Annotated in this window: 11 protein-coding genes; 3 read left to right on the top strand and 8 right to left on the bottom strand. The window is 66.8% G+C overall.

The window, feature by feature from the left end:
* Positions 1-4: 4 nt before the first annotated feature.
* Positions 5-484, bottom strand: coding sequence for a peroxiredoxin (locus ACP7A3_RS02250; RefSeq protein ID WP_043059590.1), 480 nt, complete (start codon positions 482-484; stop codon positions 5-7).
* A gap of 102 nt (positions 485-586) precedes the next feature.
* Between ACP7A3_RS02250 and ACP7A3_RS02245 the strand changes: the two genes are divergently transcribed.
* Both ACP7A3_RS02245 and ahcY read left to right on the top strand, forming a co-directional pair.
* Positions 587-1,147 (top strand): YqgE/AlgH family protein, encoded by a 561-nt coding sequence (locus tag ACP7A3_RS02245; RefSeq protein ID WP_017978607.1) that lies wholly within the window; start codon positions 587-589, stop codon positions 1,145-1,147.
* 88 nt (positions 1,148-1,235) lie between these two features.
* Positions 1,236-2,663 (top strand): adenosylhomocysteinase, encoded by a 1,428-nt coding sequence (gene ahcY / locus ACP7A3_RS02240; RefSeq protein WP_426254813.1) that lies wholly within the window; start codon positions 1,236-1,238, stop codon positions 2,661-2,663.
* A gap of 422 nt (positions 2,664-3,085) precedes the next feature.
* Here the strand turns inward: ahcY and ACP7A3_RS02235 are convergent, their stop codons facing one another.
* The 6 genes from ACP7A3_RS02235 to yaaA form a co-directional block, all read right to left on the bottom strand.
* Positions 3,086-3,670, bottom strand: coding sequence for a hypothetical protein (locus ACP7A3_RS02235; protein WP_426254812.1), 585 nt, complete (start codon positions 3,668-3,670; stop codon positions 3,086-3,088).
* A 96-nt stretch (positions 3,671-3,766) separates the two neighbouring features.
* Complete coding sequence (locus ACP7A3_RS02230; RefSeq protein WP_426254811.1) at positions 3,767-4,120, bottom strand: DUF952 domain-containing protein; 354 nt, start codon at positions 4,118-4,120, stop codon at positions 3,767-3,769.
* Positions 4,117-6,939: a DNA gyrase subunit A gene (gyrA, locus tag ACP7A3_RS02225; protein ID WP_426254810.1), complete on the bottom strand. Its 2,823-nt coding sequence runs from the start codon at positions 6,937-6,939 to the stop codon at positions 4,117-4,119. The genes ACP7A3_RS02230 and gyrA overlap by 4 nt, the downstream gene beginning before the upstream one ends.
* 109 nt (positions 6,940-7,048) lie before the next feature.
* Positions 7,049-7,348, bottom strand: a complete 300-nt coding sequence (locus ACP7A3_RS02220) for a hypothetical protein (RefSeq protein ID WP_147036171.1) — start codon at positions 7,346-7,348, stop codon at positions 7,049-7,051.
* A 240-nt stretch (positions 7,349-7,588) separates the two neighbouring features.
* The gene (locus ACP7A3_RS02215) at positions 7,589-8,290 is read right to left on the bottom strand and encodes an SDR family NAD(P)-dependent oxidoreductase (protein ID WP_426254809.1); all 702 of its coding nucleotides are present in this window, start codon (positions 8,288-8,290) and stop codon (positions 7,589-7,591) included.
* Complete coding sequence (gene yaaA / locus ACP7A3_RS02210) at positions 8,287-9,027, bottom strand: peroxide stress protein YaaA (RefSeq protein ID WP_426254808.1); 741 nt, start codon at positions 9,025-9,027, stop codon at positions 8,287-8,289. Before yaaA ends, ACP7A3_RS02215 begins: the two co-directional genes overlap by 4 nt.
* 165 nt (positions 9,028-9,192) lie before the next feature.
* On the opposite strand from yaaA, the gene ACP7A3_RS02205 reads away from it, so the two are divergent.
* Positions 9,193-10,497, top strand: a complete 1,305-nt coding sequence (locus ACP7A3_RS02205) for a hypothetical protein (protein WP_426254807.1) — start codon at positions 9,193-9,195, stop codon at positions 10,495-10,497.
* A 242-nt stretch (positions 10,498-10,739) separates the two neighbouring features.
* Here the strand turns inward: ACP7A3_RS02205 and ACP7A3_RS02200 are convergent, their stop codons facing one another.
* Positions 10,740-11,207, bottom strand: coding sequence for an Lrp/AsnC family transcriptional regulator (locus ACP7A3_RS02200; protein WP_017978616.1), 468 nt, complete (start codon positions 11,205-11,207; stop codon positions 10,740-10,742).
* Between the last annotated feature and the right edge of the window lie 117 nt (positions 11,208-11,324).

The following is an 11,324-nucleotide window of genomic DNA, read 5'->3' as shown; positions in this document are numbered from 1 at the left end:
CGCATCAGAGTGCGTCGAGCAGGTGTTCGGCGCTGCTGACCTTGAATTCGCCGGGGGCTTCGACGTGGAGTTGCTTCACGACGCCGTCTTCGACCAGCATCGCGTAGCGCTGGCTGCGCAGGCCCATGCCGAACTTGCTGCCGTCCATCGTCAGGCCGACCGCCTTGGCGAAATCGCCATTGCCGTCGGCGAGCATCGTGATGCCCTCGGCCTCCTGCGACTTGGCCCAGGCGCCCATGACGAAGGCGTCGTTGACCGAGGTGCAGGCGATTTCGTCCACGCCCTTGGCGGCGAGCGCGTCGCGCTTCTCGACGAAGCCGGGCAGGTGGCGGGCGGAGCAGGTCGGCGTGAAGGCGCCGGGCACAGCGAAGAGCGCGACGGTGCGACCGCGGAAGAAATCATCGGTAGAGACCTGATCTGGGCCGTCTGGCGTGACCTTGGTCAGGGTGGCGCTGGGGATGGTATCGCCGACGGTGATCGTCATTAGGGGTCTCCGGGTAGAAAGGTTGCGCGCGGGACCGTCGGCCACATCGCCGCCGAATTCAAGCATGGCGCCGTCCGGCGGGACGGTTATGGTGGCAAGGTTATGGAAGGTCCCGTTTATCTGTCCGGCCAGTTCCTGCTCGCGATGCCGGGCATGGCCGATCCCAGTTTCGACCATGCGGTGATCGCGATGTGCGCGCATGACGCGGGCGGCGCACTGGGCGTGGGCCTCGGCGCGACGATCGATGGGCTGACGCTGCACGACCTGCTCGACCAGTTCGAGATCGCACACGGCGCGGCACCACCCGCGCCGGTACACTTCGGGGGGCCGGTCGAGCCGCGCCGCGGCTTCGTGCTGCATGCGCTGGATTGGGCGGGACAGGACACCGTCGAGGTGGCCGGGCGATGGGCGCTGTCGGGCACGATCGACGTGCTGCGTGCGATCGCCGACGGGACGGGGCCGTCGCGCTACGTCGCCGCGCTGGGCTATGCGGGTTGGTCGGCCGGGCAGCTCGACGCGGAGCTGTCGCAGCCGGGGTGGTTCCATGTCGCGGGCGACGATGCGCTGCTGTTCGACACGCCGGCGCCGCAGCGGTGGAGCAGCGCCTTCGCCAAGGCGGGGATCGACCCGCGACTGCTGGTGGTGGGCACGGGAACCGCCTGACGCGAGATATAAAGATATCTTTATATTTGATCTGTAGGGGCGGAGCGGCTAGGGGCAACCCATCCAAACCTCTTCAGGAGCATGCCACGTGGCTACTGCGCTCGCGCCCAACGGCACGAACACCGATTACGTCATCAAGGACATCGGCCTCGCCGATTTTGGCCGCGCCGAAATCAAGATCGCCGAAACCGAGATGCCCGGCCTGATGGCGCTGCGCGACGAATTCGGCGCTGCTCAGCCGCTGAAGGGCGCGCGCATCACCGGTTCGCTGCACATGACGATCCAGACCGCCGTGCTGATCGAGACGCTGACCGCGCTCGGCGCCGACGTGCGCTGGGCGACGTGCAACATCTTCTCGACGCAGGACCATGCCGCCGCCGCGATCGCCGCGACGGGCGTGCCGGTGTTCGCGGTGAAGGGTGAGAGCCTGGCCGAATATTGGGATTATGTCGGCGACATCTTCACCTGGGACGGCGACGTCGAGGGCCAGACCGCCAACATCATCCTGGACGACGGCGGCGATGCGACCATGTTCGCGCTGTGGGGCGCGAAGCTCGAAGCCGGCCAGACCTTCGGCGAGCCGGAGAATGAAGAGGAAGTCGAGTTCCAGCGTTCGGTGAAGGCGTTCATCGCCAAGAAGCCGGGCTATCTGACCGAGACCGTCAAGAACCTGAAGGGCGTCAGCGAAGAGACGACGACCGGCGTTCACCGCCTGTACGAGATCGCCAAGAAGGGCGAGCTGCCTTTCCCGGCGATCAACGTCAACGACTCGGTCACCAAGTCGAAGTTCGACAACCTGTACGGTTGCAAGGAATCGCTGGTCGACGCGATCCGTCGCGCCACCGACGTCATGCTGGCGGGCAAGGTCGCCGCGGTCGCCGGTTTCGGCGACGTGGGCAAGGGCTCGGCCCAGTCGCTCCGCAACGGCGGTGCGCGCGTGCTCGTGACCGAAATCGACCCGATCTGCGCCCTGCAGGCGGCGATGGAGGGCTTCGAGGTCGTGACCATGGATGAGGCCGTGAAGCGCGCCGACATCTTCGTCACCGCCACCGGCAACGCCGACGTCATCACCGCCGATCACATGAAGGCGATGAAGCCCATGTCGATCGTCTGCAACATCGGCCACTTCGACAGCGAGATCCAGATCGCGGCGCTGTCGAACTACAAGTGGACCGAAGTGAAGCCCGGCACCGACCTGGTCGAATTCCCGGACGGCAAGCAGATCATCGTGCTGGCCAAGGGCCGCCTGGTGAACCTGGGCTGCGCGACCGGCCACCCGTCGTTCGTGATGTCGGCCTCGTTCACCAACCAGACGCTCGCTCAGATCGAGCTGTGGACCAAGGGCGAGAACTACAAGAACGAAGTGTACGTCCTGCCGAAGCACCTCGACGAGAAGGTCGCTGCGCTCCACCTCGAAAAGCTGGGCGTCCAGCTGTCGAAGCTGAGCGAGAAGCAGGCGGCGTACATCGGCGTGCCGGTGGAAGGTCCGTTCAAGCCGGATCATTACCGCTACTGATCCGGACGGCGCCCGGTATCGGGTGCTGCGGATACGAAGAGGGGCGACACCGCGAGGTGCCGCCCCTTTTTTGTTGTCTGGTATGTCCCCGCCGTCACCCCAGTGTAGGCTAGTGCTTGCAGCGGCTCTTGCAATGCCCCTTAACGGGGAGATCCCGACCTTCGCTGGGAATACGCGTAATTCCTCCCCCGCCAGGGGGAGGTGGCGCCGCCGGAGGCGGTGACGGAGGGGGCGGACACGGGAGTGTTTCCAAACAGGACGCTACCCTGACCTCCCCCTCCGTCATGCCTGCGGCATGCCACCTCCCCCTTGCGGGGGAGGATTTTTTGTCAACACGCTGAATGTCGATCGGCCTGCGGGAGCTACGAATAGTCCGCGGGCTTGCGCCGGACCGATGGGGGCGGTGGCCCGCCCCCAAGGCCTTACTTCGGCGCGGCGCTGCTGGTGGCGGCGCCGGTTGCCGAGGCGGCGGTTGCGGCGGCAAGCTGCGCGGCGGTGATGCCGACGATCACCTTGCCGCTGGCGTCGGCGCTGAAGCCGTTGATCGGCAGCTTCACCTCACCCTTGGCGGTATTGAGCGTCACGAATTCGGCGTCGGCCGACTTGATCGTGCCGAGTGCCGCGCCGCCGAGGCCGGTCACGGCGGTGCCGGGGACGAGCTTCGCCTTCACCGCGGCCTGGGCCTGCGCCTGCGAGCTGGCGATCGCCGCGTCGAGTTGCGCCTTGGTCATCGCCATGGCGAAGCCCTTCTCGGTCTTGCCGATCGAGGCCGGCGGCACGGGCACCTGCGCGGTGCCGGTGTTGAGGACGATCGCCTGCGGCGTGACGCTGGCGACGGTGCCCAGCGAGACGCCCGCGCTGTCATAGATCGTGGCGCCGACCGTCGGGGTGGTCGCGGTCGCGCTGGCACCGGCCTGCGCGGTCGCGCCGGCGGCCGGAGCCTGTTGTGCCACAGCCGCGGCGGGCATCAGCATCAGGGTGCCGATCGTCAGGGCCAAGGTACGCATCGAGTGTCTCCATTGTTGCTCGTTGTGACAAAGTAACGATGGGATTTCGGATGCGGTTCCGCCCGTTTTTGGCGGCGAGGCGAGTGTCCTTTCGGATCAACTGGTTATGGGCAGACGAACCGTCCCGTCTTCGGCACGCTTCAGCGGACCGTAGCCCAAGACGGCCTCCAGCGGCAGCGGACCGTAGAGGTGCGGGAACAGCTGGCCACCGCGGGCTTCCTCCCACTTCAACGATGCGCCGAAGCTGCCGAGGTCGACCGCGGCGACGTGCAGGTCGCTTTGCCCGGCGAAATGCTTGTCGACCGTCTCGGTCAGCTGCGCAGCGGTCGACATGTGGATGTAGCCATCCGCCAGGTCGACCGGCGCGCCGGCGAAACTGCCGTCCCGTTCCAGCGCGGCCATCTGCTCCGCGGTCAGCACCTTATAGGCGACGAGGGGGAGGGCGCTCATGCGCCCTCCTCGCCATCGTCGCTCTCGTCGACGCGTTCGTCCATCGTCGCCGGGCCGGTGCCGTCGTCGACGACCAAGGCGTCATCGGCGGAGGTCGCAGGCGCGTCGCCGATCTCGTCGGCGACGATCGCCTCCGCCTCGTTCTCGGGCTCTTCCTCCTCGTCGATCCGGGCGGCGGAGACGACATGCTCGTCCTTCGCCACGCTGAACAGCGTCACGCCCTGCGTGTTACGGCCCGTAACGCGGACGTCGCCGACCGACATGCGAATGAGCTTCGCCTGATCGGTCACCAGCATCAGCTGCTCGCCAGAATGCGCGGGGAAGCTGGCGACGACGGGGCCGTTGCGACCCGCCGACACGATGTTGGTGATGCCCTGGCCGCCACGGTTGGTGCGGCGATATTCGAAGGCCGAGGTACGCTTGCCATAGCCGTTCTGGGTGACGGTGAGGATGAACTCTTCCGCCGCTTCGAATTCGGCCATGCGTTCGGGACTGAGCGACATCTCGCGCTCGCCTTCCTTCCACGGGGCGGCCTTCAGATAGGCCTCGCGCTCTTCGGTCGTCGCCGCGAAGCCGCGCAGGATCGACAGGCTGATGACCGCATCGCCCTCGGCGAGGCTGACGCCGCGGACGCCGGTGGAGGTGCGGCTCTGGAATTCGCGCACGTCGGTGGCGGCGAAGCGGATCGCTTTGCCCGCCTTGGTCGCGAGCAGGACGTCGTCGCTTTCGGTGAGCACGGCGACGCCGATCAGCCGGTCCTCGCTGCCCTCGTCGAAGCGCATGGCGAGCTTGCCGTTCGAGGGGATGTTGGCGAAGGCGTCCATCGCGTTGCGGCGCACGGTGCCGTTGGCGGTCGCGAACATGACGTGCAGGTCGCCCCAGCGGCCTTCGTCCTCAGGCAGCGGCAGGACGGTGGAGATCGTCTCGCCCGGCGCCAGCGGCAGCAGGTTGATCATCGGGCGGCCGCGCGTCGCCGGCCCGCCTTCGGGCAGGCGCCACACCTTCATGCGATACACCTTGCCGGCGGTCGAGAAGAACAGCACCGGCGTGTGCGTGCTCGTCACGAACAGGTTGGTGATCGCATCCTCATCCTTGGTCGCCATGCCGGCGCGGCCCTTGCCGCCACGCTTCTGCGCGCGGAAGGCGTCGAGGGGGGTGCGCTTGATATAGCCCTGCACGGTGACGGTGACGACCATCTCTTCGCGTTCGATCAGGTCTTCGTCGTCGATGCCGTCGGCGGCGGCGGCGATCTCCGTGCGGCGCGGGGTCGCGAAGATCGAGCGGACGTCGACCAGCTCCTCGCGCATCACCTCGTACAGGCGGGCGCGGTTTCCGAGGATTTCAAGCAGCGCGGCGATCGATTCGGCGAGGCCCTTCAGCTCGTCGCCGATCTCGTCGCGGCCGAGCGCGGTCAGGCGGTGGAGGCGCAGGTCGAGGATCGCCCGGACCTGCGTATCGCTGAGCTTGTAGCCGTCGCCGACCTGCTCGCCTTCGACCGCCTCGACGAGGCTGAGGTAGGGCGCGATCTCTGAGATCGGCCATTCGCGCGCGAGCAGCGCGGCGCGCGCCTCGGCGGGGCTGGACGAGCCGCGGATGATGCGGACGACCTCATCGAGGTTGGTGACCGCGATCACCAGGCCAAGCAGGATATGGGCGCGGTCGCGTGCCTTGTTCAGCTCGAACTTCGAGCGGCGGGTGATGACCTGTTCGCGGAACTGGACGAACGCCTGGATGATGTCCTTGAGGTTCAGCGTCTCCGGCCGACCGCCGCGGATCGCGAGCATGTTGGCGGGGAAGGACCCTTGCGCCGGCGTGTGGCGCCACAGCTGGTTGAGGACGACTTCGGGGGTCGCATCGCGCTTCAGGTCGATGACGATGCGCACGCCTTCGCGGTTCGATTCGTCGCGGATGTCGCTGACGCCCTCGATCCGCTTGTCCCTCGCCGCCTCTGCGATCTTTTCGACGAGCGCGTTCTTGCCTTGCTGGAACGGGATGGCGGTGAGGACGATGGACCGGCGGTCGCCGCGGCCTTCCTCGATCACGTGGCGCGAGCGGACGATGATCGAGCCACGGCCGGTGTGATAGGCCGAACGGGCGCCGGCCTTGCCGAGGATGATCGCGCCGGTGGGGAAATCGGGGCCTGGGACGATCTCGATCAGCTCGTCGATGCTGATCGATTCGCCGGCCATCGTCTTGTCGATATAGGCGAGGCAGGCATCGACGACTTCGCCGAGGTTGTGCGGCGGGATGTTGGTGGCCATGCCGACCGCGATGCCGCCGGCGCCGTTGACGAGCAGGTTGGGGAAGCGCGCCGGCAGGACCTGCGGCTCGCGTTCCGACGCGTCGTAGTTCGGCTGGAAATCGACGGTATCCTTGTCGAGATCCTCCATCAGGTAATTGGCGGCGCGGGCGAGGCGCGCTTCGGTGTAGCGCATCGCGGCGGGCGGATCGGGGTCCATCGAGCCGAAGTTGCCCTGGCCGTCGATCAGCGGCAGCCGCATCGACCAGTCCTGCGTCATGCGCGCCAAGGCGTCGTAGATCGCGGTGTCGCCGTGCGGGTGATATTTACCGATCACGTCACCGACGATGCGGGCGGATTTGCGGTAGGGCCGGTTGAAGAAGAAGCCGCTTTCCTGCGCGGAGAACAGGATGCGGCGGTGGACCGGCTTCAGGCCGTCGCGCACGTCGGGCAGCGCGCGCGCGACGATGACGCTCATCGCATAGTCGAGATAGCTCGACTTCATCTCGTCGACGATCGAGATCGTCGAAATGCCCTCGGGATGGGCGGGGGGTTCGGCGAGGGTGGTCTCGTCGGCCAAGGTGTGACGCTTTCGGATTGTTACAGATGTATGGCCCCGGTTTAGGGGCATCCGTACCGAAAGTCACGCGCGCGTACGCACACGCGTACGCGCGCGGGCCTATAGAGCGTTACTTTTTGCAGGCGGCCTTGTTGGCGTTGCCGGCCTTGCTGCAATTGTAGGTGATCGTCTTGCCCGTGCTGGTCTTGGTGGTGACCATGCGGCCGTTGGCGGCGACGGCGGTCTTGGTCGTCGTCCGGGTGGTGGCAGTGGGCTTGCCGACCGCAGGCTTGGTGGTGGTGGTCGTCTTGCTGGTGGCGACCGTCTTGGCCTGGGTCTTGGCCTGCATCTGCGCGCCGGTGGCCATCGCCGCGGAGCCGCAGCAGAGCGAGGCGGTCGCAAGCAGGACGAAGGGCAGGGACGTCTTCATGGGGTTCCTCTCCACCTTGAACGGACGCAACGGGATGGCGTCGTGATGCAGGGGATGCGCCCCGTGGAATAACAACGGGATGGCCGCATCATGACGTTTTCGTCATGTTGGGGGTGGGCACTTCGCGGCTCGTCACCCCGGACTGGATCCGGGGCCCGCTTTTGTTGGGCGTAGTAGAAGAAGGAGCGGGACCCCGGATCAAGTCCGGGGTGACGGTGGGTTGGTGGAGCGTCGTCCCCGCTAGGGCGCGATTTCCTTGCATTCGAAGTCGAACAGGCGGCCGGTGTCGGGGGCCTTCAGTCCGTCGATCACGTCGAGCAATTGCGAGGCGGCGCGGTCGGGGGTGAAGAGCGTGCCGGGGCGGACGTTGGCCTGGAACGGCTTGGACAGAGCGGTGTCGACCGTGCCGGGGTGGAGGCCGACGATGATGCTGCGATCGTTGCGGCGCTTGTCCTCGATACTGAGCGTGCGGACGAGCTGGTTCGCCGCCGCCTTCGCCATGCGATAGCCGTACCAGCCGCCGAGACGGTTGTCGGAGATGCTGCCGATCCGCGCCGACAGGATCGCGAAGACTGTGCGGCCCTGTTTGGGCATGATCGGCAGGATATGCTTGGCGATCAGCGCCGGACCGATGGCGTTGACGCGCAGATTGGCGGCAAGCCAGTCGGGATCGAGCTCGCGATAGCTCTTTTCGGGCAGGCGGTCGCCCTGATGCAGCAGGCCGGTGGCGACGATCACCAGCACCGGCGTGGGTCCGGCGGTAATGCGCGCAGCGGCGGCGGCGATGCTGGCTTCGTCCTCGATATCGATCGGATCGCTGCCGGAGCGCGAGAGCGCGTGGACGACGTCATACGTCCCCTCGTCGCGCAAGGCCTCGACCAGCGCGGCGCCGATGCCGCCGCTGGCGCCGATGACGACGGCGCTGGTGCCCCTGGCGCTCATCGGGTGAAGCGCCACTGATCGTCGGTGCTGGCCGCCGCATCGAAGGCATAGCCGTCGCTGTCGAAGCCGCGAATCGCGTCGATATCGGTGATGCGGTGTTCGATCATCCAGCGCGCCATCAGCCCGCGAGCCTTCTTGGCGTGGAAGCTGACGAAGCGGTCGCCCTCGCGGAAATCGACCGCGACGACGCGGATGCCGGCGGGGAGGCGCCCGGCGACCGCCGCCCAATATTCCTGGCTGGCGAGATTGAGGACGACGCCGGTCTCTTCCGCCGTCACGTCCTCGGCCAGCGCCTGGGCGATGCGGTCCCCCCACCAGTCGGTCAGCTTGGGCTTCCGTGGCGCCCAGCGGGTGCCCATTTCCAGCCGGTAGGGGCGCATCGCGTCGAGCGGGCGTAGCAAGCCGTACAGGCCCGACAGCAGGCGCAGATGGTCTTGCGCGAACGTCACCGCCTCCGGCTCCAGCGTCTGCGCGTCGAGGCCGGTGTAGACGTCGCCGGCGAAGGCGAACATCGCCGGCCGCTCGGGCGCCTCGGGAAAATCGCGAAAACGGTCGGCATTGAGCTTCGCCAGCGCGGGCGAGATCTTCATCAGGTCCGACAGGCGTTTCTGCGTCAGGTGCGACGCGGCGGCGGCGAGCGTGGCCGCTTCGGAATCAAAGCGGGGCCGCGTGGAACCCAAATCGGGCAGCGGCGTCTCGTAATCGAGGGTCTTGGCGGGGGAAAGGACGGCGATCATGCTGGTCCGGTACTGCGCCTTCGGCCACCGTTCAATTCCCGTTCACGGGCTTCAAGCCACTGCGGGATCAGTCCCCGGCGTCGCTTGTACCCGCTGCGGCGGCCGGTTACAGGCCGCGCGTACGTTAGCGGCAGCGATGCCCCAATTGTCGGAGAGAGAGTTAGCATGAAGACCCTTTCGAAGCTCGCGCTGGCCGCGGTGCTCGCTACCGGTGTGAGTGGCTTCGCGTTCGTCGCCCCGGCGATGGCCAAGAAGGAAGAGCAGCAGGCGCCGGGCTTCAAGCTCAGCAAGCCGGTGCAGGCGATCGCCTACAATGCGCAGCAGGCCGTGAAGGCGAAGGACGTTGCGACGGCCGAGCCGCTGGTCGCGCAGATCGAGGCGGCCGCCACCACCGACGACGACAAGTATGTGGCCGCAGCGCTGCGCTACGACCTGGAAAACACCAAGCTGGTGCTGGCGCAGCAGGCGAACCCGAATGCGCCGCTGAATGAGACCGCGCTCGCCAAGCCGCTCGACGCGCTGATCGCGGCGGCAAACACGCCGGCGGCCGATCGCGGCAAATATCTGTTCCGCCGCGGGCAGCTCGCGTTCAACGGCGGCCAGTATGCGGTCGCGTCGCAATATTTCACCAAGGCGAAGGAAGCGGGCTTCAACAGCCCCGATTTCGATCTGCAGCTCGCCAAGGTGAAGGTGCAGGCGGGTGACGTCGCGGGCGGCCTGGCCGACCTCGACCGCTATATCACCGCGCAGAAGGCGGCGGGTCAGGCCGTGCCGGAATCCTATTATCGCTTTGCGATCGCGACCGCGAACAACAAGAAGATGGCGCCGGAGACGCTGGCGTGGATGCAGAAGTACGCCGCCGCCTTCCCGAATGCGAAGACGTGGCGCGACGTGATCCTGCAATATGCCTTCGCGCAGAACAGCATCGCGACGCCCGACAAGGCGCAGACGCTGGATCTGTACCGCCTGCTGCGCGCGGCCGGCGCGATGCCGGACCAGTCGAGCTATGAGGATTATGCCCGCATGGTCAGCGACCGCGGCAATCCGTACGAAGCGGCTGCCGTGCTGAAGGAAGGCATGGCGTCGGGCAAGATCCCGGCGAGCAGCACCTATGCAAAGAGCCAGCTGGCCGCGGCGAACACCGCGATCCAGCGCGACGGTTCGCTGGCGTCGAGCGAGAAGACCGCGTTGGCGTCGAAGGACGGCAAGATCGCCTCGGCGACCGCCGATGCCTATCTGGGCCAGAACAACTATGCCAAGGCGGCGGAGCTGTATCGTGCGGCGCTGTCGAAGGGTGGCGTCGATGCGAACGAGGTGAACACGCGCCTCGGCATCGCGCTCGCCAAGTCGGGCGACAAGGCCGGCGCACAGGCGGCCTTCGGTGCGGTGACGGGTCAGCCCCGCGCGGGCATCGCGGCGCTGTGGAACACCTGGACGCAGGTGGGTTCGGCGCCCGCTCCGGCGGCGTGATCGCGGCGGCGATGGAATGAGAGGGGGCGGTCCGGCGACGGGCCGCCCTTTTTCGTTGCGGGTGGTGGCGGCGGTGACCGTCGCCTTCGCTTCGGGACCTTCGTGACCTCGGCGCAGGCTGGGGTCTTTCGCGGCGCCTGGTTCGTGCGCCAACGGGGAGATCCCAGCCTGCGCTGGGATGGCGGATCGGGAGGACGCGGGGCGCTCAGGATGCGAGGCGTCACCCCCTCATCGCGGGAGGATCAGTCGACCGAGACGGGAATGCCGGAGGTCGATTTGGCGGTGCGGATCGTCAGCGAGGTCTTGACGCTGGCGACATTGGGTGCCGGCGTCAGGTGGGTGGTCAGGATTTCCTGGAAGCTCTTGAGATCACTGGCGACGATCTTCAGGATGAAGTCGATTTCGCCGTTGAGCATATGGCATTCGCGCACTTCGGGAATGTCGGCGACATGCGTTTCGAAGGCGGCGAGGTCGTGCTCCGCTTGGCTGCGCAGCGACACCATCGCAAAGACGGTGATCGGGAATCCGAGGCTGGCGGGATCGAGATCGGCGTGATAGCCGCGGATCACACCCGCTTCCTCCAGCGCGCGGACGCGGCGCAGGCAGGGCGGCGCGGTGAGGCCGACGCGTTCGGCGAGCTCGACGTTGGTCATGCGCCCATCCTGTTGCAGATGAGCGAGGATTTGACGATCGATCCGATCGAACGACATTGCGTGAGCCACTCCTAAGACGCGCCGAACGATATCGGCGATTTCCTCTAAGCATAAGAAAATTGCGGCGCAACGCAATTGTCCCACTTTGCGACGGCCTGCCGACAGTCGAAAAAT

Origin of the sequence: Sphingomonas sp. DC5200-1, from assembly GCF_049897245.1 — a bacterium.
Classification (GTDB): Bacteria; Pseudomonadota; Alphaproteobacteria; order Sphingomonadales; family Sphingomonadaceae; genus Sphingomonas; species Sphingomonas aquatilis.
Note: the sequence above shows the minus strand (reverse complement) of the source record. Positions and strands in the feature narration are given on the sequence as shown.

Coding starts and splice junctions, on each gene's coding strand:
- ACP7A3_RS02220 (WP_147036171.1), bottom strand. CDS start 7,348: ATGAAGACGTCCCTGCCCTTCGTCCTGCTTGCGACCGCCTCGCTCTGC.
- ACP7A3_RS02205 (WP_426254807.1), top strand. CDS start 9,193: ATGAAGACCCTTTCGAAGCTCGCGCTGGCCGCGGTGCTCGCTACCGGT.
- ACP7A3_RS02200 (WP_017978616.1), bottom strand. CDS start 11,207: ATGTCGTTCGATCGGATCGATCGTCAAATCCTCGCTCATCTGCAACAG.
- ACP7A3_RS02235 (WP_426254812.1), bottom strand. CDS start 3,670: ATGCGTACCTTGGCCCTGACGATCGGCACCCTGATGCTGATGCCCGCC.
- ACP7A3_RS02250 (WP_043059590.1), bottom strand. CDS start 484: ATGACGATCACCGTCGGCGATACCATCCCCAGCGCCACCCTGACCAAG.
- yaaA (WP_426254808.1), bottom strand. CDS start 9,027: ATGATCGCCGTCCTTTCCCCCGCCAAGACCCTCGATTACGAGACGCCG.
- ACP7A3_RS02245 (WP_017978607.1), top strand. CDS start 587: ATGGAAGGTCCCGTTTATCTGTCCGGCCAGTTCCTGCTCGCGATGCCG.
- ACP7A3_RS02230 (WP_426254811.1), bottom strand. CDS start 4,120: ATGAGCGCCCTCCCCCTCGTCGCCTATAAGGTGCTGACCGCGGAGCAG.
- ACP7A3_RS02215 (WP_426254809.1), bottom strand. CDS start 8,290: ATGAGCGCCAGGGGCACCAGCGCCGTCGTCATCGGCGCCAGCGGCGGC.